Source organism: Ruegeria sp. CDSB022 (assembly GCF_059611145.1).
The window spans coordinates 97,697-122,556 of sequence record NZ_JBXWOZ010000006.1 but is presented as its reverse complement, the minus strand read 5'-3'; the positions used below and the strand labels follow the sequence as shown (position 1 = coordinate 122,556).

Annotated in this window: 29 protein-coding genes; 19 read left to right on the top strand and 10 right to left on the bottom strand. The window is 56.5% G+C overall.

The genetic code is table 11. The annotated features are described in order from the left end of the window. Positions 1-27: 27 nt before the first annotated feature. Positions 28-195: a helix-turn-helix domain-containing protein gene (locus tag AC2FIZ_RS12180; protein WP_425595601.1), complete on the bottom strand. Its 168-nt coding sequence runs from the start codon at positions 193-195 to the stop codon at positions 28-30. Positions 196-508: 313 nt separating this feature from the next. On the opposite strand from AC2FIZ_RS12180, the gene AC2FIZ_RS12175 reads away from it, so the two are divergent. The 12 genes from AC2FIZ_RS12175 (at position 509) to AC2FIZ_RS12120 (ending at position 10,064) form a co-directional block, all read left to right on the top strand. Beyond that, positions 509-709 (top strand): hypothetical protein, encoded by a 201-nt coding sequence (locus tag AC2FIZ_RS12175; RefSeq protein ID WP_281973204.1) that lies wholly within the window; start codon positions 509-511, stop codon positions 707-709. Positions 710-1,053: 344 nt separating this feature from the next. Further along, on the top strand, positions 1,054-1,239 hold the full coding sequence (locus AC2FIZ_RS12170) for a hypothetical protein (protein WP_142637697.1): 186 nt from the start codon (positions 1,054-1,056) through the stop codon (positions 1,237-1,239). Positions 1,240-1,260: 21 nt separating this feature from the next. Then, positions 1,261-2,409, top strand: coding sequence for a TRAP transporter substrate-binding protein (locus AC2FIZ_RS12165; RefSeq protein WP_496690041.1), 1,149 nt, complete (start codon positions 1,261-1,263; stop codon positions 2,407-2,409). Between the two features lie 114 nt (positions 2,410-2,523). Then, a complete protein-coding gene (locus tag AC2FIZ_RS12160) occupies positions 2,524-3,036 on the top strand; it encodes a TRAP transporter small permease (RefSeq protein WP_281973202.1) in 513 nt (170 codons plus the stop codon). A 12-nt stretch (positions 3,037-3,048) separates the two neighbouring features. Then, positions 3,049-4,377, top strand: coding sequence for a TRAP transporter large permease (locus AC2FIZ_RS12155; protein ID WP_142637703.1), 1,329 nt, complete (start codon positions 3,049-3,051; stop codon positions 4,375-4,377). A gap of 12 nt (positions 4,378-4,389) precedes the next feature. Beyond that, positions 4,390-5,697: a histidinol dehydrogenase gene (gene hisD, locus AC2FIZ_RS12150; protein ID WP_142637705.1), complete on the top strand. Its 1,308-nt coding sequence runs from the start codon at positions 4,390-4,392 to the stop codon at positions 5,695-5,697. Then, positions 5,690-6,451: an SDR family NAD(P)-dependent oxidoreductase gene (locus tag AC2FIZ_RS12145; protein ID WP_496791075.1), complete on the top strand. Its 762-nt coding sequence runs from the start codon at positions 5,690-5,692 to the stop codon at positions 6,449-6,451. Before hisD ends, AC2FIZ_RS12145 begins: the two co-directional genes overlap by 8 nt. After that, on the top strand, positions 6,448-7,428 hold the full coding sequence (locus tag AC2FIZ_RS12140) for a zinc-dependent alcohol dehydrogenase (RefSeq protein ID WP_281973200.1): 981 nt from the start codon (positions 6,448-6,450) through the stop codon (positions 7,426-7,428). The genes AC2FIZ_RS12145 and AC2FIZ_RS12140 overlap by 4 nt, the downstream gene beginning before the upstream one ends. A 33-nt stretch (positions 7,429-7,461) precedes the next feature. Beyond that, positions 7,462-7,875, top strand: coding sequence for a universal stress protein (locus tag AC2FIZ_RS12135; RefSeq protein WP_281973199.1), 414 nt, complete (start codon positions 7,462-7,464; stop codon positions 7,873-7,875). 40 nt (positions 7,876-7,915) lie between these two features. After that, a complete protein-coding gene (comD, locus tag AC2FIZ_RS12130; RefSeq protein ID WP_142637714.1) occupies positions 7,916-8,422 on the top strand; it encodes a sulfopyruvate decarboxylase subunit alpha in 507 nt (168 codons plus the stop codon). After that, the gene (comE, locus tag AC2FIZ_RS12125) at positions 8,419-8,973 is read left to right on the top strand and encodes a sulfopyruvate decarboxylase subunit beta (protein WP_142637717.1); all 555 of its coding nucleotides are present in this window, start codon (positions 8,419-8,421) and stop codon (positions 8,971-8,973) included. The genes comD and comE overlap by 4 nt, the downstream gene beginning before the upstream one ends. Next, complete coding sequence (locus AC2FIZ_RS12120) at positions 8,973-10,064, top strand: alpha-hydroxy acid oxidase (RefSeq protein WP_281973198.1); 1,092 nt, start codon at positions 8,973-8,975, stop codon at positions 10,062-10,064. The genes comE and AC2FIZ_RS12120 overlap by 1 nt, the downstream gene beginning before the upstream one ends. A 228-nt stretch (positions 10,065-10,292) precedes the next feature. Here the strand turns inward: AC2FIZ_RS12120 and AC2FIZ_RS12115 are convergent, their stop codons facing one another. Further along, the gene (locus AC2FIZ_RS12115) at positions 10,293-11,171 is read right to left on the bottom strand and encodes a LysR substrate-binding domain-containing protein (protein WP_281973197.1); all 879 of its coding nucleotides are present in this window, start codon (positions 11,169-11,171) and stop codon (positions 10,293-10,295) included. 98 nt (positions 11,172-11,269) lie between these two features. Here AC2FIZ_RS12115 and AC2FIZ_RS12110 point away from each other — a divergent pair, with 98 nt between their 5' ends. Beyond that, positions 11,270-11,974 (top strand): SDR family oxidoreductase, encoded by a 705-nt coding sequence (locus AC2FIZ_RS12110; RefSeq protein ID WP_281973196.1) that lies wholly within the window; start codon positions 11,270-11,272, stop codon positions 11,972-11,974. A 24-nt stretch (positions 11,975-11,998) separates the two neighbouring features. Here AC2FIZ_RS12110 and AC2FIZ_RS12105 read toward each other — a convergent pair whose 3' ends face one another. The 4 genes from AC2FIZ_RS12105 to AC2FIZ_RS12090 are packed head-to-tail and all read right to left on the bottom strand — an operon-like array spanning position 11,999 to position 15,782. Beyond that, positions 11,999-12,787: a heme ABC transporter ATP-binding protein gene (locus AC2FIZ_RS12105; RefSeq protein WP_281973195.1), complete on the bottom strand. Its 789-nt coding sequence runs from the start codon at positions 12,785-12,787 to the stop codon at positions 11,999-12,001. Positions 12,788-12,790: 3 nt separating this feature from the next. Beyond that, on the bottom strand, positions 12,791-13,867 hold the full coding sequence (locus AC2FIZ_RS12100; protein WP_281973194.1) for a FecCD family ABC transporter permease: 1,077 nt from the start codon (positions 13,865-13,867) through the stop codon (positions 12,791-12,793). Further along, a complete protein-coding gene (locus tag AC2FIZ_RS12095; RefSeq protein WP_496791073.1) occupies positions 13,864-14,730 on the bottom strand; it encodes a heme/hemin ABC transporter substrate-binding protein in 867 nt (288 codons plus the stop codon). The genes AC2FIZ_RS12100 and AC2FIZ_RS12095 overlap by 4 nt, the downstream gene beginning before the upstream one ends. Continuing rightward, complete coding sequence (locus AC2FIZ_RS12090) at positions 14,727-15,782, bottom strand: hemin-degrading factor (RefSeq protein WP_496791092.1); 1,056 nt, start codon at positions 15,780-15,782, stop codon at positions 14,727-14,729. Before AC2FIZ_RS12090 ends, AC2FIZ_RS12095 begins: the two co-directional genes overlap by 4 nt. Before the next feature lie 238 nt (positions 15,783-16,020). On the opposite strand from AC2FIZ_RS12090, the gene AC2FIZ_RS12085 reads away from it, so the two are divergent. From AC2FIZ_RS12085 to AC2FIZ_RS12060, 6 genes are read left to right on the top strand one after another with little or no spacing between them, the layout of a single operon-like run. After that, a complete protein-coding gene (locus AC2FIZ_RS12085) occupies positions 16,021-18,051 on the top strand; it encodes a TonB-dependent receptor domain-containing protein (RefSeq protein WP_281973192.1) in 2,031 nt (676 codons plus the stop codon). Positions 18,052-18,071: 20 nt separating this feature from the next. Next, positions 18,072-18,518, top strand: coding sequence for a hypothetical protein (locus AC2FIZ_RS12080; RefSeq protein WP_281973191.1), 447 nt, complete (start codon positions 18,072-18,074; stop codon positions 18,516-18,518). A gap of 4 nt (positions 18,519-18,522) precedes the next feature. Then, on the top strand, positions 18,523-19,191 hold the full coding sequence (locus tag AC2FIZ_RS12075; protein ID WP_281973190.1) for a MotA/TolQ/ExbB proton channel family protein: 669 nt from the start codon (positions 18,523-18,525) through the stop codon (positions 19,189-19,191). A 31-nt stretch (positions 19,192-19,222) separates the two neighbouring features. After that, entirely contained in the window at positions 19,223-19,552 is a 330-nt protein-coding gene (locus AC2FIZ_RS12070) for a biopolymer transporter ExbD (RefSeq protein WP_425595599.1), read from the top strand. Beyond that, on the top strand, positions 19,552-19,944 hold the full coding sequence (locus tag AC2FIZ_RS12065) for an ExbD/TolR family protein (protein ID WP_142637739.1): 393 nt from the start codon (positions 19,552-19,554) through the stop codon (positions 19,942-19,944). Before AC2FIZ_RS12070 ends, AC2FIZ_RS12065 begins: the two co-directional genes overlap by 1 nt. Further along, positions 19,941-20,762 (top strand): energy transducer TonB, encoded by an 822-nt coding sequence (locus AC2FIZ_RS12060; protein WP_496791072.1) that lies wholly within the window; start codon positions 19,941-19,943, stop codon positions 20,760-20,762. The genes AC2FIZ_RS12065 and AC2FIZ_RS12060 overlap by 4 nt, the downstream gene beginning before the upstream one ends. Before the next feature lie 66 nt (positions 20,763-20,828). On the opposite strand, the gene AC2FIZ_RS12055 is transcribed toward AC2FIZ_RS12060, so the two are convergent. The 4 genes from AC2FIZ_RS12055 to AC2FIZ_RS12040 all read right to left on the bottom strand — a co-directional run bounded on the left by AC2FIZ_RS12055 (position 20,829) and on the right by AC2FIZ_RS12040 (position 24,852). Beyond that, entirely contained in the window at positions 20,829-21,563 is a 735-nt protein-coding gene (locus tag AC2FIZ_RS12055; RefSeq protein ID WP_496791071.1) for an ATP-binding cassette domain-containing protein, read from the bottom strand. After that, complete coding sequence (locus AC2FIZ_RS12050; RefSeq protein ID WP_496791069.1) at positions 21,560-22,771, bottom strand: alanine racemase; 1,212 nt, start codon at positions 22,769-22,771, stop codon at positions 21,560-21,562. The genes AC2FIZ_RS12055 and AC2FIZ_RS12050 overlap by 4 nt, the downstream gene beginning before the upstream one ends. A 16-nt stretch (positions 22,772-22,787) precedes the next feature. After that, positions 22,788-23,741: an ABC transporter permease gene (locus AC2FIZ_RS12045; protein WP_282022025.1), complete on the bottom strand. Its 954-nt coding sequence runs from the start codon at positions 23,739-23,741 to the stop codon at positions 22,788-22,790. Between the two features lie 61 nt (positions 23,742-23,802). Then, positions 23,803-24,852, bottom strand: coding sequence for a substrate-binding domain-containing protein (locus AC2FIZ_RS12040; RefSeq protein WP_271949970.1), 1,050 nt, complete (start codon positions 24,850-24,852; stop codon positions 23,803-23,805). Positions 24,853-24,860 lie beyond the last annotated feature (8 nt).

Here is a 24,860-nt window from a genome sequence, read left to right as displayed (position 1 = left end):
CTTGTAGACACATATGATTTTGCACCTCTATGCGCTCTGCTTCATGAGCTGATCGACTGGTGTTCTACCAAATCTTCGCTTGTATCGCTGCGAAAGCGTCGTACAGGAAACAAATCCACAGGCCAATGCAATTTCTGTCATATACAGGTCAGTGAATTCGGCGATGGCATGAGCCTTCTCCAACCGCTCTGCCATATAGTTTGGCTTTGAGTTCGTCATGGTTCGTAACGAGGTTAGGCATTGATTGGCGGTCAAAACTGTCCGGCTTCCGTGTCTTGAGAGAATTCAATCAGAATTGAAGAAAACGTATTATATGCGAAATGAACGCCGCAGGGCCCTATACCCGCCTCAAGGCCAAATCCGTTAACCATATTCAACACGCCAGCAGGCAGGATATCCGCGATCAGTTCACAGAACACCATGATTGTCGCTGGCGTTGCTTGGCCGAATTCAGGACCACGCAATAGCCTGCAGCTCCAGATTGTCTTCCAGCTTTTGCTCTATCCGCATGAGAACATTCGCGCGCTCGGCCACGCTGGTCGAACCTCAGGCATCGGCAGCCGAATGCGCTGGGTCCAGCGCGGCCTCAACGACTGAAGCATCAGACCGTGCGATCTGGTCAATGGGCTGGCCGGTGATCGGACTTAGATTCTCAAATTACCTGCCTGCCTTTGGCTTGCAAAAGTCGCCTCCGATCAAATTGCCATAGCGGGATGCAGGGGGCGAGATACTCGCTACCGCCTGCAGATTGGTCATCTCATTTATTGATTTTCTCCATAAGTTCACGGTCGGGGCTTTTGATATCCCGCGCATCGGCTGATGCAGCGGTGTGGAACCCGGCCTACCGTTCTTGTTGTACGGCGACTTGGCTAACACGATGAATTTTCAGAATGTATCCGACCATAATAGTATTACTTTGGTCGCTGCTTGGGGTCTTCCTGTCCGCAATCGCCGAGAGCGCCAAAAAATGCGCCTCAATGTAAGCGCTTGCACGAATCAAATGTAAGCGCTTACAGTGTCGCTCAGAACTGCAACCTTTTCGGATCCTGTTTTATGTTCCTTACCGCCTCGCTGATCGTCTTTGTCATCTACTTCGCCAACGTCGCTCTGGGGGCCTTTGCAGCAAGCGCATTCCTTGGGGACGTGGGCGAAATGCTGGTTCTGTTTGCCGCGTCGATATTGTTTGTCGTCGCCATTCTTCAAAAAGAGGCTGACCGAAACAAAAAGAACGGCAGCTAAGGATTTCTGGGAGGAAACATAATGGACAAAGATCGCAAGGACCTTGCGTCGGCAGCACGCCGAAATTTTCTGAAATTGACGGCAACAGGCGGCTTCACGGCGGCCATGGTAGCTGGTGCTGCGGGGACGTTGTGGTCAACTGAAGCTGCAGCGCAAAGTGCCAGCGAAGAGCGCGACCGTGAGGCTGCCGCGGACCATATCATGGTTCTGGCAACTGCCTATCCAGTCGGTGCGTCGCGTGGTTATCCAATCATGCAGCTGGACCTGAAGGAAAACATCCAGAACGCGACCAACGGCAAGATCTATGTCAAACTCGCGCCTGGCGGGCAGCTGGGTGCAGGCGGCGCGCTGGTGCAGGCGGTGCAGGGTGGCACAATTCAGGCAGCACAGCATTCGCTTTCGAATTTCGCGCCGTTTGCGTCGACCGTTGACCTGATCAACATGCCGTATCTGTGCGGATCGAACCAGCGTTTCACAAACCTCGTCAACTCGCAGTTCTGGAAAGACTCGGTCGAGCCGAAGGTCGAAGAAAACGGCTTTAAGGCGCTGTTTTACATCAATATCGACCCGCGTGTCGTCGCCATCCGCAAGGGCGGCCCCGGACCGGTCCTGACACCCGGCGATCTGTCCGGCGTCAAGTTCCGCGTTCCCGGCTCGAAGATGCTGCAGCAATACTATCGCATGGTTGGTGCAAATCCGACGCCTGTGGCCTGGGGAGAAACCCCGTCTGCGATCAAACAGGGCGTCGCTGACGCGCTTGACCCGTCCGTGGGTGCGCTCGAAGTCTTTGGTTTCAAAGATATCCTGAGCCATGTGACTTTCACCCAGGCCGTGCCAGACAGCCAAGTTTATTCGTGCAACCTGGAATGGTTTAACTCAATGCCCGCCGACGTGCAGGAAGGGATCATGTGGGGGTCCGAGATGACCTCGCACCAGAACCTTGCCAAAGTGCCATCGGCCCGCGCCTACGCTATGGCCGAACTGATCAAAGCAGGTGTCGAATTCCACTCGCTCAGCGAAGAGCAACTGGCCGAATGGAAAGCCGCTGGTGGCTACCAACGGTCCGAATGGGACGAGTTCAAGATCGATCTGGCCGGGTCCATGGACAACTTCGCCAAGATGGAAGAAGCCGCAGGTACCCAAGGCAAGTACTACGTGCATGACGCTTAACAGTCGGGTCGGGCGTGCCTCCACGCGCGCCCGATCACCAATATTCTCCCGCCTCAGTAAAATCCAAACGCTTCAGCGCGGTTCGTTTTGCTAGGCAAATCAGCAGGTTCTCACATGAGCTTTTTGCGCCGAATTGATAGAGACGCCGAGCGCTGGTTGCTTCTGGTCTTCTACGTGATGCTTGTCATCACCATGGCGATCGAGGTGCTGCGCCGGGAAATATTCTCTTTTTCCTCGATCTGGGGCGAAGAAATTGTGCGGTACTCCTTCATCTATCTCGCATGGATTGGTGCTGCGGCTGCAGTGAAAGAGCGCGCGCATATCCGCATTGACGTGCTGATGCACTACCTTGGGCCGCGTCCGAAGGCTTTGCTGTATATCTTTGGCGACCTGGTGATGTTCGGTGTTGCTGTGATTGCCCTCTATTGGTCCTACGAAGCCGTGCATGTGTCTGCCAAATTCGGGTCGGTCACGGACGGGCTGCGCATTTCCAAAGTATGGTTCCTGATGGCGGTTCCATTGGGGTTCGGCCTGATCATATTGCGGCTGATTCAATCCCTACTGCGCGACATCCATTCTCTCAGAACGGGCAAACCCGTTTTTGAGGGCGACACACTCTTTGATTGAGGGATGAATTGAATGCTTTGGCAAACCTTTGATCAAACCGTCGAGCTGGGTTGGGATTTCTATCTCCCCGTTATCATATTCGTCTCGCTGATTGCACTGGCGGTTCCGGTTTGGGCCGCCATCGGGACTTCGGCGATCCTGATGCTGGTCATGTCCGGCGACCTTCCCCTGAGCCTTGTTGGTGAAAAGCTGTTCACCGGCATTGACGCCTTCGCGCTGACGGCGGTGCCGCTGTTTATCCTGACAGGGGACGTGCTGGTCCGAACCGGGCTCAGTCGAAAATTCCTTGATGTTGCCGAGGCATTGACGTGTTTCACCAAGGGTGGTTTCGGGTCTGCCACGGTTCTTGTCTGTGGCATGTTTGCGGCCATTTCGGGATCGGACGCAGCTGGTGCGGCCGCGGTCGGACGTATGACTATCGCACGCTTGGTCGAAAGCGGCTATCCGCGCCCCTATGCCTGCGCTCTGGTGGCGGCAGGCGCCTGTACCGGCATTTTGATCCCACCGTCGATCGCCTATATCATCATCGGCCTTGTTCTGGGGATATCCGCATCGACCTTGTTCCTTGCGGCCTTGATCCCGGGGATCGCGATCCTGTTGTCGATCCTGATCACGAACCTGATCGTGAACCGCATCTACGCCTATGAAGGTGGCGGACAGATGACGATGGCCGAATGGTTGGGTAATCTGGGCCGTGCTCTAAAATCCGGTTGGTATGCGTTTATCGTGCCGGGCATCATCTTTTACGGCATATTCTCGGGCCGCTTGACACCAACAGAAGCGGGTGCAACGGCCGTAGTCGTGACAATCATCATGGGCTTTATTCTGCGGACGCTGTCCCTTGCGGATTTTCCCGCCATGCTGGTCAGTTCGGCAAAGGTGAACGGCGTCATCCTTCCCATAATCGCTTTCTCGGCTCCGCTGGCCGAAGCGCTGGCCATCATGGGCGTGCCGCAAGGTTTTGTGACATCGGTGACCGGGCTGACGGATGAACCATGGTTACTGATCCTGCTGATGATCGGAATCCTGATCGCCGCCGGTTGCGTTATGGAAACCACGCCGAATATCGTGATCCTTGCGCCTATCCTGAAACCACTCGCGGACAACATCGGCATGAACGAGATACAGTTCTGCATCATGATGATCACAGCTCTTGGCGTAGGCTTCATCACGCCGCCATTGGGGCTCAACCTGTTCGTGGTGTCTGGCATAACCGGGGAATCCATCCTCAAGATTGCCGCCCGTGCCGTTCCCTTTGTTCTTTGCATGTTCTTGGTTGTGTTGCTGATTGCTTATATGCCAGCGATTTCGACTACGTTCTTGCCCGAAATCTACAAGTAGGACCTCGCTAAGATGAAACGTGAATACCTGAAAAAAGCGACCCTAACCGCTAAATCGGATGCTTCCGAAGTCCACGAGACGGTCAGGACAATTCTGGCTGATATTGAGGCAGGCGGAGATGCAAAGGCTATGGAATACGCCGCCAAGTTCGATCAGTACGAGGGCAATGTCCTTTTGACTGCCGAAGAAATCGAGGCGGCAGGAGCGCTTGTGCCGGAGAGGCTGAAAGCGGACATCCGGTTTGCGCATGACAACGTCAAACGGTTTGCCGAGGCGCAAAAGGCCACAGTATCCGATGTCGAGGTTGAAATCGTACCGGGCATGATTGCGGGGCAAAAGGCTATCCCTGTTGATGCGGCGGGCTGTTATGTGCCCGGCGGTCGCTATAGCCACATTGCTTCGGCCATCATGACTGTGACAACGGCCAAAGTTGCAGGTTGTCGCCACATAACCGCCTGTTCGCCACCCCGTCCCGGTGTAGGAGTTGCCCCGGCCATCATTTATGCCGCGAACCTGTGTGGCGCGGACAAGATTATGGCACTTGGTGGCGTTCAGGGTGTGGCTGCAATGACGTTCGGACTGTTTGGCCTGCCCAAGGCCAACATCCTCGTGGGCCCCGGCAATCAGTTTGTTGCAGAAGCCAAGCGCATTCTTTTTGGCCGTGTCGGGATCGACATGATCGCGGGCCCAACGGACAGTTTGATCCTTGCAGATGCAACAGCTGATCCGCATATCGTGGCAACGGATTTGGTAAGTCAGGCCGAACATGGCTACAACTCGCCTGTTTGGCTGGTCACAGATGACCGGGTGTTGGCCGAAAAGGTGATGGAGCTTGTGCCTGCCCTGATTGATGATCTGCCCGAGGTGAACCGCGACAACGCCTTTGCCGCTTGGCGTGACTATGCCGAAGTGATCGTATGCTCAGATCGCGAAGAAATGGCTGTTTGCTCCGATGATTACGCGCCCGAACACCTGACAGTGCAGGCCGAAGATCTGGATTGGTGGCTTGAGCGGCTCACATGTTACGGCTCGCTGTTCCTTGGGGAAGAGACGACCGTTTCCTATGGTGACAAAGCGACGGGTACCAATCATGTGCTGCCAACGTCAGGGGCCGCCAACTATACTGGCGGTTTGTCGGTCCATAAATACATGAAGATCGTCACTTGGCAGCGCGCCACACGCGAAGGTGCCAAGCAGGTGGCCGAAGCCACAGCGCGCATTTCCCGCCTTGAAGGGATGGAGGGGCACGCCCGTGCTGCGGATGTTCGTCTGGCCAAGTATTTCCCGGATGAAGCATTCGACCTGACCGCAAATGGCTGATCCAAGATCTCTGTTTGACCTGACTGGCCGCGTGGCCTGTGTAACCGGCGCCAGCTCCGGCCTCGGGCGGCGTGCGGTCATCGCACTGGCAAGCGCCGGGGCCCGCGTGGTGGGCGTAGCCCGGCGCGAGGACGCCCTGCAGCGCTTGCAAAACGAGGTCGGCAAAGATGTGGGTTACGTTGCAGCGGATGTCGCCGACCGTGATGCACTCTCACACTTGGTAGAAGCGGTCAGCGCACCGTTCGGAGCGCCAGACATCATTGTGCACGCCGCTGGCATCAACATCCGTCAGACGGCGGATGACGTGACCCCGGAAGGCTGGGATCAGACCGTGGCGCTGAACATCTCGGCTCCGTTTTTTCTGAGCCAGGCACTGGTGCCCGCGATGAAGGCCAAGGGGTGGGGGCGGATCGTGAATTTTGCCTCGCTCCAAACCACGCGCGCTTTTCCCGGTGGCATCGCCTATGGGACGACCAAGGCGGGCATTGCCCAACTGACCCGCGCTATGGCCGAGGCGTGGTCGACCTATGGCATCACAGCCAATGCGATTGGGCCTGGGTTTTTTCCGACAGAACTGACCGAGGCCGTCTTTGCCGATCCGAACCGAGCCACGCGCAATGCCGTCCAGACCTGCATCGGACGCAATGGCCGTTTGGAAGACATGGACGGCCCCGTGCTGTTTCTCTGCTCGGACGCGTCCGGTTACGTGACCGGACAAACCTTGATGGTCGACGGAGGGTTCACAGCAAAATGAAAGCGTTGGTCTACGAAGGTGTCGAAACGCTTGGTGTGCGCGAAGTCCCCAACCCGACGGTCGGCCAGGGCCAGTCGCTGGTTCGTATCGAGGCCTCGGGCATCTGCGGGTCGGACATGCACGCCTACCTCGGCCATGACGACAGGCGTCCTGCGCCCTTGATTCTGGGCCATGAGGCTGCGGGTGTGATTGAGGGCGGCGCGCGTGACGGCGAACGGGTCACGATCAATCCGCTGGTCAGCTGTGGCACTTGTCCCGCATGTCGGACCGGCCGAGATAACCTGTGCCCGGACCGTATGATCATCTCTATGCCGCCGCGCGAAGGGGCCTTTGCTCAATATGTGGCAATGCAAGGCAGCAATCTTATCGTGGTGCCGGATCATGTTCCGTTGCAAAAGGCTGCACTGGCCGAACCTCTGGCCGTCAGTTGGCATTCCATACGGTTGGGGCTGACGGCGCTTGATCCGGGTGCCAGCCGCACCGCGCTTGTACTGGGGGGCGGGGCTATTGGTCTTGCCGCGGCCCTTGCCCTCAAGGCGCAGGGGGTCGATGACGTAACTGTTGCTGAACCAAGCGACAAGCGACGCACATTCCTGGAAGATCAATGCCTAGTGAAATCTGTACCCGCAGGGGCAGGGCAGTACGGCATCGTGGTCGACGCCGTCGGATACGCGGCAACACGCGCGGCAGCTTCTGCCATGGCTGAACCGGGGGGTGTCATTGTCCACATCGGCCTGGGCGAAGACACGGGTGGCCTCGATATCCGGCGGATGACCTTGCAAGAGGTGACGTTCATTGGAACCTATACCTACACACCGGAGGACTTCCGGGATACCTGCACCGCGCTTTTCGATGGTGCGCTTGGCCCGCTAGACTGGGCAGAACATCGCAGCCTGAATGATGGACCGCAGGCATTTGCCGATCTACGATCGGGAGTGGTTGCAGTCCCCAAGATCATCCTCGACCCGTGGGCCTGACACTTATGATCACCAACTAAATGGAGACACTTCATGTACCATAAAATCCTCGTCCCGATGGCGCTGGACCATGGCGTGTCGACTCATACACTTGAGATAGCCAACGCGCTGCGTGCAAAGGATGCCCAGATCTTCGCCCTTCACGTTCATGAGGCGCCCCAAGGCTCTGTTAGTGCGTATCTGGACGAAGAGATGGTTGCCGCCGGGTTTGAAAAAGCGCGTGCTGATCTTGAGGGCAAATTGTCTGGACATCCCGGTGTCACGCCTGTGATTGTAAAAGGACATTCGGCCCGCACTATCATCGACTATTCCGAGGCGCATGGCATCGACTGCATCGTGCTTGGATCCCACAAACCTGGTCTGAGAGATTATTTCCTGGGCTCCACAGCTGCTCGCGTCGTGCGGCACGCAGGCTGTGCCGTCCATGTGCATCGCGCGTCCTCTTGATGACGCTCTCCTCTCCTTTCAAGAAAGGCCCTTCTGCAACATGAACATAGACAAGAAGATCACCGATGATCTTGTCGCGAATGACATCTCGTTCGTGACGACGGTGCCCTGCAAACAGCTTGCGGGCGTTATCGAGGAAATAGACCAACACCCCGATATCTTCCATATTCCGTCGAACAAGGAAGACGAGGGCATGGGCCTGTGTGCCGGTGCGTGGATGGGTGGAAAACGCCCTGCGATCATCATGCAGAACACAGCCATTGGGGTGACGATCAACACTCTTGCGACGTTGATCCAGTATTACCGGATGCCGCTGCCGATGTTGATCAGCTACCGCGGAGAGCTGCGTGAGCCCGTGGCTTGCCAGGTGGAAATGGCGGTGCATACCAAGGCGCTGCTGGCGCAGATGAATATCCCCACCTACCACTTCCATCACCAGAAGGATGTGGAAGAGCTCGATATGATCCTGAAGTATACCTTTATGTGCAACAAACCCGTGGCAATCCTGACCGATGCCAATTTCTGGGGAGGCTATGGCGACCAATGATCCGTTCTGAAATCCTCAAGGAAATTGCACCTCAACTTCGTGATCAACTAGTGGTCTGCAACATTGGCATCCCCAGCCAAGAACTGCATGCCATCGACGATCAACCAACGAATTTCTACATGCTGGGCACGATGGGCCTTGCCTCGTCCATCGGGCTGGGTTTGGCGCTGGCGCAGCCTAAAACCGTGATCTCCATTGATGGCGACGGGTCGGTGTTGACCAATCTGGGCACTTTACCGACCATCGGGAACAATATGCCTCCGAACTTTATCCTGATGATCATCGACAATGGATCATATGGATCAACCGGTGATCAGCCGACCTATACCGGGCGCAAGACCGACTTGGCGGGCATGGCGCGTGCGGCCGGATGTGACAATGTCGTTGAAGTGCAGGATGTTGATACCGGGAAAGCATTGCAAGAGGCGATGGACGCGCAGGTTGGCACCGTCATGATCGTGAAGTGCGACAGTGGAAATGCCAAGATGCCGGTCATCACGATGGACCCGGTGATCATCAAGGATCGCTTTATGAAAGCAGTGGCTGGTTGATGAACCGCGCCGCGCGAATTCATTCCAGTGAGGATGCGCGGCGTTTGGCCAAGGCACGTCTGCCTTGGATGGTGTTTGACTATATCGATGGGGCCGCAGGGTCAGAAACGGGGGCTGCGCGTAACCGCGCTGCTCTGGATGGCATTTGCCTTGAACCCCGGATACTGAAAGATGTCAGCCATCGGTCTTTGGACATGCCGCTGTTTGGCAAGATTGCCAAGCGGCCCTTTGGCATTGCGCCGATGGGGATGTGCAACCTGTCCAGACCTGGTGCCGATCTGATGCTAGCGCGGTTGGCCGCGCGCGAATCCGTGCCTTTGGGGGTCTCGACCGTGGCCTCAACCCCGCTGGAAAAAATGATCGAGGTTGCCGAAGGGCACGCGTGGTTCCAGCTTTATTTCAGCGGGGACGGAACGGGGTCATTCAAGCTGGCAAAGCGTGCGCAAGATGCCGGTTACGACACCCTGATCGTCACGGTTGACGTGCCCGAGGTTGGTCGCCGACCGCGTGAGTTGCGCCATGGTTTTACCATGCCATTCCGTATCGGACCCCGCCAATTTCTGGACTTTGCCCTGCACCCGCAATGGTCGCTTATGTCACTTGCCGCAGGTCGTCCGCAGATGGCAAATTTCGAGATGCCGGGCTTTGAGTTCGACCGCACCGAAAGCCGCGCGAGGGCGACTTGGACAACATTGAAGGCTCTGCGCGATTTGTGGCAGGGCAACCTGGTAGTAAAAGGCGTGACCAACGCCGAGGATGCGCTGCAGCTGAAATCCGAAGGCGTTGACGCCATTCAAGTGTCAAATCATGGCGCACGGCAACTTGAAAGCGCACCCGCTGCCGTTCACGCGCTGGGCCGGATACGAGACAGCGTTGGTGCGGATTTTCCGCTATTTTACGACAGTGGCTTACGATCTGGCGAAGACGTTCTGAAAGCCCTCGATCAAAGTGCAAATTATGTGTTCTTTGGCCGCGTATTGCAATTTGCCATCGCCGCGGCCGGCGAAGAAGGTTTGCATAGACTGTGGAACATCCTCAGCGAAGAGTTGTCCAGTGCACTTGCTCAGGTTGGTCGGACGAAACTGACCTGAAGCAACGGAACAAATGTGAATGCCGTCGGTAACGCCTCTAACGCAAACAATCCGGATGCCGCTACGAATTATTTTGCCCCGGACGCTGTGTTCGACTGCGCCAGCGGCCCGAGGTGTTTGCCCGCAGGTTCGAGAGTGCAAAGACCCTGAATTGGGAAGCGTTGGGAAACCTAAGCAACCATCCATTTCAGACGCGCATGCGTGCGCTTTGCAGGAATCGAAAGCCGATCACGTTTCTTTTGCCGACCGCGATTTTAGCCAGTTTACGACTTGCATCACCGCGTGTTGGTTTGCGGCCGAACGCTCTATGAGGAGGTAAAAATCGCTACCACCGATGTCTCTTGCCGCACCAACCTCTACCAGGCGTCCTGCCTCAAGATCTCGGGAAACCATGAAACGGCTGACAAGGGCCACACCCTGTCGCGCGATGGCAGCGTCAACTGCAAGCGCTGTCTGGCTTAATCGAAGGCCGCGTTGCGATTTGTCACGAACCCCTAGGTCTGCAAGGTATCGCGGCCAAAGGTCATGCGTGTCATGAATTTTGGGCAGGCTTGCAAGGTCATCTGGTGTTAACGAATCGAATGCGTCGCTGATAAACTCGGGTGCGGCTACGGCAATCACCTCTTGTCTGAAAATAAGCGCCGCCCGAAGCGCGGCGCCAAACGGCGGCGATCCCTGCCGGACGGCAAGGTCGATCCCGTCGCTGTGAAAGCTGGAGACTTTTTCAGTGGCCATGATCCGCAAGTCGATTTCCGGATGGCTCTCAGCAAAGTCCGGCAGATTCGGGATCAACCATCTGGCAGCAAAAGTCGGGGTGACGCTTATTATAACCTTGTCCGGTTCCGGCTTTAGCTCGGCGGTTGCAGATCTAAGGCTCGCAAAGGCAACCGATATACGTGCGTGATAGCTACGGCCAACCGAGGTGAACTCCAATCCTTTGGGCACCCTTTCGAACAATGTGACTTCTAGGTGAGCTTCCAGCAGTCGCACCTGCTGCGCCACCGCCCCTTGTGTTACGCCCAACTCATCGGCAGCGGCGCGGAAACTGAGGCGGCGCCCAGAGACTTCGAATGCCCGTAAACCGTTGAGGGGAGGAAGATCAGCCATGAGACAATAGTATTTCTACTGTAATGAAACATCAAATCTCAATCGAATGACCCATCGAAACAGGATATTTTCGCAGAATACATAAGGGGAATCGTCAGATGGCAGTAGAAAAAGTAGCTTTGATTACCGCGGGCGGGAGTGGCATGGGGGCTGACGCGGCGCGCCGGCTTGCCAAAGATGGCTTCAAAGTCGGCATCCTCTCTTCTTCGGGTAAAGGCGAAGCACTCGGCGCCGAGCTGGGTGGTTTTGGCGTCACTGGTTCTAACCTCAGTGGTGACGATCTGACTGCTTTGGTCACGGGCGCGACGGAGCGTTGGGGCCGCGTCGATGTCTTGGTCAATTCCGCCGGTCATGGCCCGAAAGGGCCTGTATTAGAGATCGGTGACGATGACTGGCATCAAGGGATGGAAGTCTATCTGATGAATGTGATCCGCCCAACACGGCTGGTGACACCCTTGATGCAGCAACAGGGCAGGGGGGTGATTATCAACATCTCTACTTTCGCGGCGTTCGAGCCCGATCCGCTGTTTCCAACATCAGGCGTCTTCCGGGCAGGATTGGCCGCCTTTACCAAACTCTATTCCGATAAATATGCCGCAGAGAATATTCGCATGAATAACATCCTGCCGGGTTTCATCGACAGCTTGCCCGAAACAGAAGACCGCAAAGCCCGGATTCCGATGGGACGTTACGGTCATGCTGCGGAGGTCTCTTCGCTTGTCTCATGGCTGGCGTCTGAAGGCGGTGGCTATATGACGGGTCAAAACTTGCGCGTTGATGGGGGATTGACCCGCGCTGTCTGAGGCAACGTATCTGTTTGCACAACATCAAGCCTCGATGCATTTGTGCATTGCCTGAGGCAGTACAAAAGGAAGCGGGCCGGTCGGCACAATGCCGATCGGTAGGTTGATGCCGTAAACTTGCTGCATCAGGTCGTCGGTGAGGATATTTGAAGGTGTACCAGAGCCCCAGACAGTGCCCTGTGACATCACGTAAACACAGTCTGCAAATAGCGCGGTGAGGTTCAGATCGTGCATCACCACCACCACACCTCCACCTTGGGCGGCAAAATCGCTTGCGATACCAAGGACCGTAAATTGATGCGCGATATCCAGGCTGGCAACCGGTTCGTCCAGTAAAAGCCAACTGGGATGATCGGCCCGTTGTGCCTGCCAGACCTGCGTCATAACACGGGCTAACTGTACGCGCTGCTGTTCACCCCCGGACAGGGTCTGGTAAGACCTCTGCTCGAACCCGGCTAAGTCGACATGTGCCAGGGCGGTAGTGACCGAACTGTCATCTTGTGCGGCCAACCCGTTTGCCAGCCCCAGTCTGACAATCTCGTGCACTTTGAAAGGAAAGGCCACGCTGGTCGATTGTGGCAGCACGCCCCGTTTTGCGGCCAGTTGCCAGGGCTTTAACTCTGAGATGTCGTGGCCATTCAGGGTGATGGTTCCGGTCGAGGCAATCTCTCCGGCCAATGCCTTTAGTAAGGTCGACTTGCCCGATCCGTTGGGCCCGATGATTGCGGTGACCTGACCGGGATCGGCCTTGAAATTCACGTCGTGCAAGATGTCCTTTCGGCCCAGACTGACGCAGATATTCTTACCTTGCATGATTTACATTCCCATAATGCCGTGGCGGCGCAGGAGGATCCAAAGAAAGACCGGTGCGCCGAGAATTGCCGTGACGATCCCGATTGGCAGTTCCGCCGGGGCCACCACGACCCGGCTGATCATGTCGGCGCATAGCAGCAGATTGGCACCCAGCAGGGCGGAATTCATCAAAAGCCTGTGGTGGTCCGGCCCGGTTGCCAGACGTAGCAAATGGGGGACCACAATTCCGATGAATCCGATGCCGCCGGACACGGCAACAGCGGCCCCTGTTGCACCGGAAACTGCAAGAATGGCGATGTTCTTGCTGCGCTGAACCGGGATGCCCATGTGATGGGCCACAGCCTCTCCCATCGCCAGGCCGTTAAGCGCGCGAGCCAGAAATTGTGTGCTTGCAAGGGCAACCAAAATGATTGGCGCAGCCGAGGCGATTTTGGTCCAGGTTGCCCCAGCTAACGATCCCATTCCCCAGAACGTCAGGTCGCGTAATTGCTGATCATCGGCCATGTATACCAGAACACCCGATGCGGCGCCGGATAAGGCACCTAATGCAATGCCGGCCAGTAGCATGGTTGCGACCGAAGTCTGCCCCCCGCTGGTCGAGACACGGTATAGGATCAGAACAGACGCCCAGCCACCAAGAAAAGCAGCAATGGCCACTAACCCGTTTCCTGTCCAGACCAAAACCGACACTGGCAAGTGGCTGCCAAGGATGATGGCTGAAATTGCGCCCAGACCTGCGCCCGCGCTGACGCCGACAATTCCGGGGTCCGCCAACGGGTTTCGGAAAAGCCCTTGCATGACCACCCCTGAAACAGCCAGCGCGGCACCGACCAGAATCCCCATGGCAAGCCGGGGCAAGCGTATGTCCCAAAGGACAATCCGATTCAGGTCAGACAGGGACCGCCCATTGATTAGGTCGATCACCGCCATGTTTAACGACGCATCCGAAGCACCGACTGAAATGCTTGCGGCGCTGGTCAGGCCAAGCAATACCAGTAAGGCCAAAGTAACCCGCCGTGCGGTTGCTCGCCGATTGTACCCAGGTGCCTCGGCGCTCATATGATCCAACGTCAGCGTCATGAGCCACCTTCATCCTGCAGGGCTGCTGACAGATCAGAAATGGCACTGGCGGTTCTAGGTCCAAACCCAAGAAGATATGCACCCTGCATGCGGATCAGCATCTTGTTCTGGCCCGCCGGGGTCAGCTTGACTGCGGGCAGTGAAAAGAGCGCGGCATCCTCGGTATTATGATCACCCCGCCGATCCATCATAAGGATGACATCAGGCGCAGCCGACACCAGCGCTTCAGGCGTCATTGGCTTGTAACCTGACACTTTGGCGGCGGCATTTACACCGCCAGCCAATCGAATGATGCTGTCTGCTTGGGTATCCACACCTCCCACTGTGATCCGGTTATCCTGCACCGACAGAACAAACAGAACCCGTTTCGGGTTGGATCCTGCGGCACTACTAGCCGCCAATTCCGCCTGATTGATCTGGCGTATGGTTTGCGCTGCCAATCCCTCGGCAGCAACGTCAGCGCCCAGCACGGCCCCAACGGTTTGGATTTTTTCGACCACGCCTTCCAGAGAGAACTCATCCTTGATCGTGACGTATTGCACGCCCGCTTCCTGCAGAACCGCAATCGCCTCTGGTGGTCCTGAACCTTCAAGCGCCAGGATCAAGTCTGGTTCTACCGACAAAACGCCTTCGGGCGACAGCGCGCGTCGGTATCCGATATCGGGCAGGTTCATCGCTTCTGTCGGGTAGGTTGATGTTCGGTCGCGACCAACAAGCCTGTCTTGCTGACCCAGAGCGTAGACGATTTCAGTGATGGAACTGCCGATCGCGATGATCCGCTTTGGTTCGTCGTCCGCAGCCTGCGCGACCTGTGTACTTAGCAGCATAGCCAAGGCAGGCCAGATCACTCGCATCCTGTTCATGTCAGCGCGGCCTCGGGTTGTGGTTCAAGTTCGGCAACCAGCGCGTCCCAGACCGGGCGATGGTCGGTTTCGCTAGTGCGCAGACCGAATATCTGGAAGATCAGCCCACCTTCGGCATCGAACGCCTCGACAGAGACGGCGGGGCCGCGCTGCGTCGGTTTGGTGACAGCCCAGACCTCTGCAATATGGTCCGTCCTCAGATGCAGATTGAAACGCGGGTCAAGCACATTGAACCAGGGTCCCATCTGCTTGATCGTTCCGATAAGGCCACCGTGAATTTCGATACATCCACGATTGCCAACAAAGATCATCACCTCAATTTCCTTGTCGCACACCTGTTCGAACATTGGTGATATTACCGACGGCGTCAGTTCCCTGACAAGCGGTTGGCCGGCGATGCGATAGGCCCCCAATCGGTTCATCTTGAGCTTTGAGGTCAAGCGCATGAACTGGTGGGTGCCCGTCATCTTGGCCCATTCCGCACGTAGGATTTCCGTCTTTTCGGGGTTGGCCTTGGGCGCTTCGGTCGGTCGGCGCGGTTCTAAATCAAGAGTTTGCGATTGGTCCTCAGACGCAAGGGCGCTGACAAGCTTATCCCAATGGTCCAGATCCGATCTTTCGCGCAGGAATATCTTGTGCACCGCATCGCCTGCGGCATCAAAGACTTGAAGCGAGCGTTTCACACCGCTGTCGGTTTTGCGTTCGATCGCAAAGGCATGGACCCAGTGGCTGGGAAACATGCGCAGATCAATCTCATCCGTCAGAACCATCGAGGCATGCGCGCCCGAATGGTAATTGTCGTATTGTCCGACCTTTTCGATCACGCATGAGGAATTGCGCGTCAAAGCCATAACCTCTCCCAGACCGTTAAGCCTTGGAAAAAGGTCATCAAGTTTTGTCGTCAGCCGTGTAACGTCGTTCCCGGCGAAGGCAGCGACCAACTGGCCTTCGGTAAGTCCAATCGATTCTGCCAGATCGCGGTCACGTTTGCCGCTGTTTTGCGCATAGGCTGCACGAATTTGAGCCGGGGTGTTAGGCACCTGTTCCGTCATGGGTTTTCCCATCTTCGAGTTGATTTTCAGAGGTGCTGGCCCGGCAGCCGAATTGTTCGGGTGCCCGCTGGCGAGAGTCGGCGATGCGACTGCGATTTATTGTTGACTGTTTTAGTAACCTTTATTAACGAGCACAAGTCGCCAAAAAAAGGCGGCTCCAAAAAACAATAAAACAGACTGACCAAAGCCAGCATGGCGCAAGCATTTCAGGTCCTCCTACTGTTTCGAAGGGACAGAGATGCGTGTGCAAATACGGAAGATAGCTTTGCTGGGAACGGCTTCGTGCCTCAGCATGATTGCGGCTGGCGCTAGGGCGCAAGAACAGAATGACGGTTTCCTGGGCACCCTGATACTTGGGGAAAGCAAACGAGAGATTCAGACAGACACTGCCGTGCCGGTCACAAATATTGATCAGGAAGAGATCAACGACCGGCAGGCCAATACGGTTGCTGAGCTGATCGACTCGGTTCCGGGGGTAAGCCTGGTGAACGGCTCGACCCCTCAGGGATCGGGCATCAATATTCGCGGCTATGGTGCAAACGGCACGTTCGGAACCGACCAGAAGGTACTGATCCTGGTCGATGGCGCCACAACGGGCGCGGAAGAGCTGTATCGGATCGGCAACCAGCTTTTTACTGACCCCCAGCTTTACAAAAGCGTCTCGGTCATTCGGGGCACTGTCGGGTCATTCGAATATGGGTCCGGGGTTGTTGGTGGTGTCGTTCAGCTGGAAACCAAGGACGCGTCAGATTTCACCGGTGGAGAGCCGGGTTTCCGTTTCCGTCAAACCTTTGAAGGGTATTCCAACGGCAACGGTTTTGCCTCGTCCTCTATCCTGGCTTGGCAGCCGAATACCCAAACGGAATTCCTGTTCAACTACACCTATCGCGATCAGGACGATCAGGAGGATGGAAACGGCAATACGATCGGCAACAGCGCGTTCACGCTGCCGTCGCTTCTGGCTAAGGGCAAATACAGTTTCGGCAACGATCTCGAACATTCGTTCACCGCATCCTACAACCAGTCCACATCTGAAGAGCGCGACGTCCCTTATGACTCGTTTGGCACCACGTCGGATGCCTTTGGTAATGTAGACCGTGATATCGAAACAAAGATCGGTATCCTGCGGTATCAATATCAACCCACTGGAAATGATCTGGTCGATCTGGATGTGAACCTCAGCTATTCTGAGCAGGCGATCGAAAGCAGCTATGTTCCCGGGTCTTCCAGCCTTGAAGGCACGCCATTCTTCCCCGGCATTCAGGCCCTGGCAGATGCCACACATAACTATGAAACGACAAAGCTGACGATCAAGAACACGTCGTATTTCCAGACCGGCATCGCCTCGCATGATCTGCGGGCTGGGATTGAATTCATCAACCGCGAACGGTTGGACGCGGCATCGGCCCCGGGTGGAACCGACCGTCGATTTGCCCTGTTTGCTGTGGACGATGTGCAGATCGGTGACAATCTGACGATTACCCCCGCGGTGCGATATGAGATGCAGGACATCGACGGTGATGACGCCGCCGCGGCCCCGTTCAACGAAAGCTATGACAACAACGCGCTTATGGGCGGGTTGTCGGCGCGGTACGCGTTCAACAGCGGTTTCGCGATCTTTGGTGGTGCGGCCTACACGGAAAGCCTGCCGATCATCGATGATCTGGGCACGCCGCTTTACATGACGCAACCCGAGAGATCCCGCACGTGGGAAGCTGGTTTTTCCTATGATCGCGGTGACGTGTTTGCCGAGGGCGACGTGATCCGCGCCAAGGTCAATTTCTATCAAACGACCCTGTGGGATATCACCTCCTACGTCTCTGGCACCCCGTCTCAACCCCTGTCCGAAGTGGAAACGAAAGGTGCCGAAATCGAAGCCTCTTATGCCAATGCGGGTGGGTTCTACGTCGATTTCAACTCGAACATCGTGACGGGTACGGAAACCAGCGCCACCGGCGATGACTCGCGTTGGCGGAATGAGCCGTCGGATTCCGCGCGCCTGACATTGGGCAAGCGGTTCGGTCAGACGTTGGACGTCAGCTGGGAAATCTTCGGTGCCCGGGCCGGAACGGACTCGAGCGGAGAAGCGACCGCGGGATACGGAGTAAACTCTCTGCGTGCGACCTACATGCCGCAAGATGGTGTGTTTGAAGGCTTTGAGCTGCGCGCCGGTATCGAGAACATCCTTGATAAGGACTACCGCCCGAACCTGTCGACCCGCAATTCGACGGGCCGGACCTTCAAGCTCGGCCTGGCCAAAACCTTCTGATCCCAAGGAAAGGACCCGTTATGCGAAGTGCGGCAGCAAACAAAGCCAGCGCTGTCCTGTCGACCCTGCTCTCAGTCTTGGGGGCAGGGATCGCCAACGCAGAAGACGTGCCCAAGACTGGCGGCGTATCAATCGAACTCAGCTCTGCCGAAGCAAGGGGGCAAAACTGTCTGCTCAGCTTTGTCGCCGAAAACATGCATGAGGTCGACATCAACGGTGCGGTCTATGAAACCGTCCTGTTTGGCAAAAACGGTGCGGTCGCGTTAATTACCCTGCTGGATTTCGAAGAACTGCCCGCAGGCCGCCCACGGGTCAGGCAGTTTCAATTCACCGACATGGCCTGTGACCAGATCAGCCGGATTCTGTTCAACGGCGTGCAGGAATGCATGACCCAGAGCGGTAACAAAGATGCCTGCATGAATGGCCTCAGTCTAAAAAGCCGCCTTGAAACTGAGATGATAGGATAAAGCCATGTCCAAAATGCTGCAAAAACTGATGGAAATCCTGCAATTAGGGGGCCCGGTGGTGGCGATCCTGATTGCAGCCTCAATCGCGACTCTCGCCTTGGTCTTTTACAAAATCTGGCAATACAAAGCGGCGGGGGTCGGCCGTCACGTCGAATTGTCCAGGGCGATCGACGCATGGGACCGAGAAGACCCCACGGCCGCCAGAACATACCTGAACAAAAGCCGTAGTTATCTGGCGCCGGTGATCGCAATGGCATTGTCCGGGAATGATCGCACCTTGTCCGAGCGGGTCGATGCCGAGGCTGAGACGCAATTTGCTCAGCTGGAACAGGGCCTCAATGTTCTGGACATCGTCTCGCAACTTGCGCCCCTGCTCGGATTGTTCGGCACGGTGCTGGGCATGATCGAAGCTTTCCAGACTCTGCAGGGGGCGGGCAACGCCGTTGACCCGTCGCTGCTGGCTGGGGGCATCTGGGTGGCGCTGATGACAACAGCAGCGGGGCTGGCCGTAGCCATGCCGACGTCACTGATCCTGACCTGGTTTGAGGCCCGCGTGAACCGAGAACGCGTCTTTACCAACCGTGCGCTCAGAACAATATTTGCCCCCGGCCATGCCGAGGAGGCCGAGCAAACGGCAGGGGCGTCAATTACGGCGCTGGTACATGGCGCTTAATGTGCAAAGAAAGCGGCGCAAACGCCTGTCAATGACGTCGCTTATAGATGTCATCTTTTTGCTGCTGTTGTTTTTCATGCTGACATCCACATTCTCGAAATTCGCCGAGATTCAGTTTTCGACGGCCTCTGTCGGCGGCGCGGAGCCAGACCAAGCCATCCGGTTTATTAAACTGGATGCAGACCGAATTCTGGTCGATGGTGCGCCTGTACCATTGGCGCAGGTGGCCCCAATGCTGCTCGACGCCAAATCCCAAATCGCGCTTATCAGCCTGGGTCCGAGGGCAACCTCTCAGCAGCTTATTGATCTGCTCATCGTGCTGGCACCTGTCGAAAACCTGCGCACTCAGGTTTTGGGCTGATGCAGTTGAAATCGAAGCCCAGACAAAGCCGAGAGCCAACCATTGCGCTGATCAATGTCGTGTTCCTGATGCTCATATTCTTCATGATCGCAGGCACCCTTACGCCGCCGCTCAACGGATCGGTTCAGCTTGTCGAAACCATGGATCTGGAGGGGCGCGAGCCACCTGATGCATTGGTTATCCGTGCGGATGGCACACTTGAATATCGCGGGGCAGAGCTGACCAATGCTGCGGCCTATGTCGAGCGGGCGGCTGTTGATCTGCCCCTTGATGCGGTTCGGATCGTGCCGGATCGATCCTTGCCTGCGGTTGCGCTCAAACAGATCAGCGATGATTTGCGCGGGTTGGGTGCAAGTCAGGTTTATGTCGTGACCGAAAGGGGATTACGGTGATAACCAAATCCCGCGTGGTAGTTGTGATTTCTGTCGCATTGGCCGTAGCGACACATGGCCTTGCGCTTTTGGATTATTCGACCGCCGAACAGGTGCAGGTCGAAGGTGGCGGAGAAGAGAGGGCCGCCGCGCTGGGATCTGTATTCAAGGACTTCGTCGCCGGAACAAATGCACCAGCACCGGCCAGCACGCGCAAGAAATCGGCAGCACCTCATCGGTTGCAACCCAAGGCCCGCCCTGTCAAGCAGCAGCGCACAACGTCGCCGCAAACTCTCAGCCCGGTTGTGAGCAGCGCTACGGCCGCGACCGCTGTTGCGCCAAGCCCTCTCAGGCCTCAGGACGCTGAAACACCGAACAGACAGGGTGATGCTGCTTCGGTGTCGCCGACCGAGGATGCCAAGCCGCCGGAACCGAAGAAACAGGCAAGCAATCAAACTGCCACCGCGCATGGCAACGCGAAACAATCGGGGAAAAAAGGCGACGCCACCGGGAAAACCACGAAAGGCGCGGCAAAGGTTGTTACATCCACGTCAGCGCTGACCGCATCCGGCAATGCCGACGCCAGCAACTACGCCGGACAGATTAAACGCAAGATTATCCGCGCCCGGAGAAAGAGCGCCAATATTCGAGGTGCCGCGTTGGTGGCCTTTCGAATAGCTGAGAACGGGACATTACAGGCGGTTGGAATAGTACGCAGTTCAGGGTCAAAGCGGTTGGATCAGATCGCCCTTGCCCAGGTGAAAGCGGCTGCACCCTTCCCGCCACCTCCGGCAGGGGTGAGACGAGATTATACTTTCGAAATCATCGGGCAGCAATAAGTGCCATATCCGATCGAGCCAAAGGGCCCCTTCGTAAAGATGGGGACACGGCTGCGCTTTGCGCCATCAACTATGAACACCGGTGATCATGGCGACAATTTCGTTCTTGTCGGTCTCGGCAGTTGTCCTGACGCCTATCTGTTCACCCCGGCGTAAAATACAGATGCGGTCGGCAAGACGAAAAACCTGATCCAGGGAATGGCTGATGATCAAGATTGCCAGATTGCGATCCTTAAGTGACGCGACAAGGTCCTCAACCTTCGCAGTCTCTGCAACGCCAAGTGCTGCAGTGGGTTCATCCAGAAGGATCAATTTGCTGGCCCAATGGGTTGCGCGCGCGATAGCAATGCCCTGTCTTTGGCCTCCGCTCAAATCACGTATGGCTGCGCGCTCAGAGGGGATGCGCACGTCAAGCTGATCAACAAGGCCTTGGGTTTCGGCACGCATGCGTGCTTTATCCAGCAGTCCAAAGGGTTTGCGCGTCAGTTCGCGGCCCAGAAACATGTTCATATAAACCGGCTGTTCGTCAGCCAATGCGAGGTCCTGATAGACCACCTCAATACCATGTGATCGAGCCGCGCTTGCATCCGAAAAACCGACTTCTTCGCCGTCAAGCGCGATCTCACCGCTGGTTGGTCGATGCACGCCAGAGATGATCTTGACGAGCGTGGATTTACCCGCGCCATTATCACCGACCAGAGCCACGATTTCACCGGGGTAGAGGTCCAGTGAAAAATTCTGGATCGCGACCACTCCGCCAAAAGATTTGTGGATTTGCTTGAGGGAAAGAACCGGAGTCATTGCGCAAAGGCTCCCGGCCAGCTGACGTGGTCGCCAAAGCCGTTTTCGATTGAGGTAAGCTCTGGCATTCCGCTGTCTACGCCTTTTATCCCGGCAACCAAAGCGCGGGTCACAAAGGCCTGCCCACGGAAACCGAAGACAACCGTGTCGCCTGGTGCGGGGTTTTGATCGCTGTCGCTGTCGATCATGGCGTAGTAATCTATTGCGGAATAATCAGGAATTTCGACATTTCGCAGGGCTGACCGGCTGATTGTCGGGCTGCTGCTGACCAGCGCCCGAACCTGGTATTTCGGGAAAACCGGATCGATATAGAGCCCGCCGCCAAAGCAATAGGCTTTCCCGCCGTGATGGTGCGAGACCTCGGAAAGGTAAAGTACGGCGGGATCCTCAGGAAGGTCTTCTACCGCATGGAGAGGCGTCGTGCCATGTAGGCCATTGCCCGGTTCAACCTGCGTGGCCCCGGCTTCGGCTAATGCTGGAAGAACAGCTGAAGATGTCGTTCCGGGGGCATTGATTTCGATATCCGTACGCCCAGCACGCGCCAGAGCTTCTGCAGCCATGTTGAGCGTGTGGAGGTTTGGGGTCGGCACAACCTTGCGGGCATCCTGGTCGAAAAGCAGGGCGGGAAAGGTTGTAATGCCTGCAAAGCGCCCGCCCTGCAGCGCATCCAAACGGTCGGCCACCGCCAGGATATCATTCGCGTCAAATCCTCCCTCGTGGCCACGATAGAACGTATCCCCTTCGGTCTGGATGCGCGCCATCAGTGCCTGTTCTCTCTCGGCCCGAGCCGAGGCGTCTGCCGCCTCTTTTGCCTTGTTGTCCGAGAATACCGTCCAATAGTCCGGGCGTAGTTTGGCTGCGGCGAAGAAAGCTTCTTGGCGGGGTACCTGTACAAGGTGACCCAAATGACCTGTCCTTAAGCCAGCGCGGTCACATGCCAAGGCGCAGGCCATATCCACGGCGACGGACCGGCTGATGCCACCGCGCATGACCGCCTGACAAAAGCCGGAATGGCGGCCCACCTGTTTGGTCATGGCAAAAGTTGTAAGGCCATGCCCACGGGCCGCATCAGAGAAAAGGCGCGCGTTGCGTTCGACGACATCCAGGTCAAGCACATAGGCGTTTGCGGGGATCTTCCCTTGTTGATGCAAGGCCATGGCGGCCTCGATGAACTTGGGGTTGCGACGTATGAGAAGATCAAGAAACATTGGGTTGCTCCGGTGTCTATCGGCGGATTTCGCGGAGTGAAATTGCTACGGCGATCAGTATGATCAGCCCGCGTACGATCATCTGGTCCGAGACCTGAAGCCCCATCAGGATCAGCCCGTTATTCAGCATTCCCATCATGAGCGAGCCCAAAAGCGCACCTATTATGGATCCCTTGCCGCCATTAAGCGCAGTGCCACCTACGATGACAGCGGCAATGACCGTCATCAGGTCGCTTTCGCCCATTGTATATTTGGCGGCTTGAATACGCCCGGCATAGAGCAAACCAGCCAGCCCAGCGGTTGCACCGCACAAGGTTAGAACCATCAGCCGGATACGGGGAACCCTGATGCCAGAGACTTGGGCTGCGCGGGCATTGTCCCCAACGGCCAGAACGTGTGCGCCAAAACGTGTGTGTCGGTAGATGACATGGCCAATCAGCACTGCAATCACGGTCCAGATAACAAGTGAAGGTACACCAAACAGCTTGCCCGAGCCGAAGACCCCGGTGAAAGTCCCGTTAACGACAGGAATGGATCGCAGATCGGTCATCGAACGCGCAATTCCGGCAAATAAACCCATGGTGGCCAAGGTCACCAGAAATGATGGCAACCGCAGATAGGCCACCAATGCACCATTGAACGCGCCGATCAGAATGCCTGCGCCAAGCCCCGCTGCGACACCCAGGATCATTGGGCCGTTCTGCATCGCAACAGCTGCCGAGAGGGCTGCAACAGCTACGACAGAGCCAAAACTCAGGTCGATCTCTCCGGCTGACAGGGCAAAGACCAATCCGATGGCCATGATCGTGGCCGGGGCTGTCTGAAGGACGATATTTGTCAGATTCCGACTGGTCAGAAACCCGTCATCGTAGAGAGTGATCCCAAAAAACAGAAAGATCGCAAGAAAGCCGAAATAAATGACGCAGCGCTGTAGATCCAAGTCGCGCATACGTTGAAAAGCCTGTTCCATGGATGCCTCTGGGAATATCCGGTTGCGGCAGGTCGCCAGAGGCGACCTGCCCATCAGGTCTCTACTTCGATGTCAGACTGGCTGGTGCATCAATATTCAGCGAGTTTTGCCATCCATCGGCAACGTTGTCCGCTGTCACTGTCAATGCAGGGGCTACAACAAAGGATGGTACGTCCTCGCCCAGCAGGTCGAGCACGGCACTGGCGGCCATTGCACGCCCCAGTTCATAGGCTTCATCGGCAACAATCGCCGCGACATTACCACCCTTAACCATATCAAGGGCAATCGGCTCTGACAGATCCAATGTCACGATCTTGGTCGAGGTGTTTCCGTTCGTCCGCAGCGCTGCAAGAATACCCTCTGCCGGACCAGCCCAGGTTACGTAGATTCCACCCAGGTCTGGGTTTTTCAGCAGCATCGCATTGGCAATCTCTTCGGCGCGCGCAGGATCAGATATGCCTTGTTCTGCAACGATTGTGATGTTCGGATAGTCGTTCTCAATCGTGGTCTTGAAAGCGTTGTCGCGTTGATTGGTCACATAATAATCTGCGTCGTGATAAATCCATCCAACTGTTCCTTCATTGCCCATGGCAGCCGCAAGCGCATCCGCCGCTTGTTTGCCCATCTGAAACAGGTCATCCGTCACGATTGCCGCATAGTCGTCCGGGTGCTTGTAGCCGGCCGGCAGGTTCGAGAGGAAACTTAGGGCAACTCCGGCCTCTTTTGCCTCTGCAAATGCTGCGGCAGAGGTCACCGGGTCCAGAGGAAGCGACAGAATGATATTGGGCGATTTGGCCATGACCGTCTCGATATCGCTACGTTGTTTTGCAGCATCAAATCCTGCGCTTGTCACGGCAACAACCTCTATCCCCAGACGCGCAAATTCATCGCTGGCACCTGCTGTTACCGCATTCACAAAGTCGGATTGGTCATGCCACAGCAAAGCAGCGGAATATCCAGCCTCTTTCACCTTTTCGACATCATCATCAGCGACAACAACCATTGATGAAGGGGTGGCACTTTCCCCCGCTGGACCGATGGTTTCGGCGTATAAGCTGCCCGCCAGCGCGAACATCGCGGTAGCGGCAAATGTGCTTCTAACAAGTGACATGTTTGTCC

Coding starts and splice junctions, on each gene's coding strand:
- AC2FIZ_RS12110 (WP_281973196.1), top strand. CDS start 11,270: ATGGCAGTAGAAAAAGTAGCTTTGATTACCGCGGGCGGGAGTGGCATG.
- AC2FIZ_RS12045 (WP_282022025.1), bottom strand. CDS start 23,741: ATGGAACAGGCTTTTCAACGTATGCGCGACTTGGATCTACAGCGCTGC.
- AC2FIZ_RS12085 (WP_281973192.1), top strand. CDS start 16,021: ATGCGTGTGCAAATACGGAAGATAGCTTTGCTGGGAACGGCTTCGTGC.
- AC2FIZ_RS12100 (WP_281973194.1), bottom strand. CDS start 13,867: ATGACGCTGACGTTGGATCATATGAGCGCCGAGGCACCTGGGTACAAT.
- AC2FIZ_RS12170 (WP_142637697.1), top strand. CDS start 1,054: ATGTTCCTTACCGCCTCGCTGATCGTCTTTGTCATCTACTTCGCCAAC.
- AC2FIZ_RS12145 (WP_496791075.1), top strand. CDS start 5,690: ATGGCTGATCCAAGATCTCTGTTTGACCTGACTGGCCGCGTGGCCTGT.
- AC2FIZ_RS12140 (WP_281973200.1), top strand. CDS start 6,448: ATGAAAGCGTTGGTCTACGAAGGTGTCGAAACGCTTGGTGTGCGCGAA.
- AC2FIZ_RS12160 (WP_281973202.1), top strand. CDS start 2,524: ATGAGCTTTTTGCGCCGAATTGATAGAGACGCCGAGCGCTGGTTGCTT.
- AC2FIZ_RS12165 (WP_496690041.1), top strand. CDS start 1,261: ATGGACAAAGATCGCAAGGACCTTGCGTCGGCAGCACGCCGAAATTTT.
- AC2FIZ_RS12105 (WP_281973195.1), bottom strand. CDS start 12,787: ATGCAAGGTAAGAATATCTGCGTCAGTCTGGGCCGAAAGGACATCTTG.
- comE (WP_142637717.1), top strand. CDS start 8,419: ATGATCCGTTCTGAAATCCTCAAGGAAATTGCACCTCAACTTCGTGAT.
- AC2FIZ_RS12180 (WP_425595601.1), bottom strand. CDS start 195: ATGGCAGAGCGGTTGGAGAAGGCTCATGCCATCGCCGAATTCACTGAC.
- comD (WP_142637714.1), top strand. CDS start 7,916: ATGAACATAGACAAGAAGATCACCGATGATCTTGTCGCGAATGACATC.
- AC2FIZ_RS12155 (WP_142637703.1), top strand. CDS start 3,049: ATGCTTTGGCAAACCTTTGATCAAACCGTCGAGCTGGGTTGGGATTTC.
- hisD (WP_142637705.1), top strand. CDS start 4,390: ATGAAACGTGAATACCTGAAAAAAGCGACCCTAACCGCTAAATCGGAT.
- AC2FIZ_RS12095 (WP_496791073.1), bottom strand. CDS start 14,730: ATGAACAGGATGCGAGTGATCTGGCCTGCCTTGGCTATGCTGCTAAGT.
- AC2FIZ_RS12065 (WP_142637739.1), top strand. CDS start 19,552: ATGCAGTTGAAATCGAAGCCCAGACAAAGCCGAGAGCCAACCATTGCG.
- AC2FIZ_RS12070 (WP_425595599.1), top strand. CDS start 19,223: ATGACGTCGCTTATAGATGTCATCTTTTTGCTGCTGTTGTTTTTCATG.
- AC2FIZ_RS12120 (WP_281973198.1), top strand. CDS start 8,973: ATGAACCGCGCCGCGCGAATTCATTCCAGTGAGGATGCGCGGCGTTTG.
- AC2FIZ_RS12075 (WP_281973190.1), top strand. CDS start 18,523: ATGTCCAAAATGCTGCAAAAACTGATGGAAATCCTGCAATTAGGGGGC.
- AC2FIZ_RS12135 (WP_281973199.1), top strand. CDS start 7,462: ATGTACCATAAAATCCTCGTCCCGATGGCGCTGGACCATGGCGTGTCG.
- AC2FIZ_RS12040 (WP_271949970.1), bottom strand. CDS start 24,852: ATGTCACTTGTTAGAAGCACATTTGCCGCTACCGCGATGTTCGCGCTG.
- AC2FIZ_RS12175 (WP_281973204.1), top strand. CDS start 509: ATGAGAACATTCGCGCGCTCGGCCACGCTGGTCGAACCTCAGGCATCG.
- AC2FIZ_RS12115 (WP_281973197.1), bottom strand. CDS start 11,171: ATGGCTGATCTTCCTCCCCTCAACGGTTTACGGGCATTCGAAGTCTCT.
- AC2FIZ_RS12090 (WP_496791092.1), bottom strand. CDS start 15,782: ATGACGGAACAGGTGCCTAACACCCCGGCTCAAATTCGTGCAGCCTAT.
- AC2FIZ_RS12080 (WP_281973191.1), top strand. CDS start 18,072: ATGCGAAGTGCGGCAGCAAACAAAGCCAGCGCTGTCCTGTCGACCCTG.
- AC2FIZ_RS12050 (WP_496791069.1), bottom strand. CDS start 22,771: ATGTTTCTTGATCTTCTCATACGTCGCAACCCCAAGTTCATCGAGGCC.
- AC2FIZ_RS12055 (WP_496791071.1), bottom strand. CDS start 21,563: ATGACTCCGGTTCTTTCCCTCAAGCAAATCCACAAATCTTTTGGCGGA.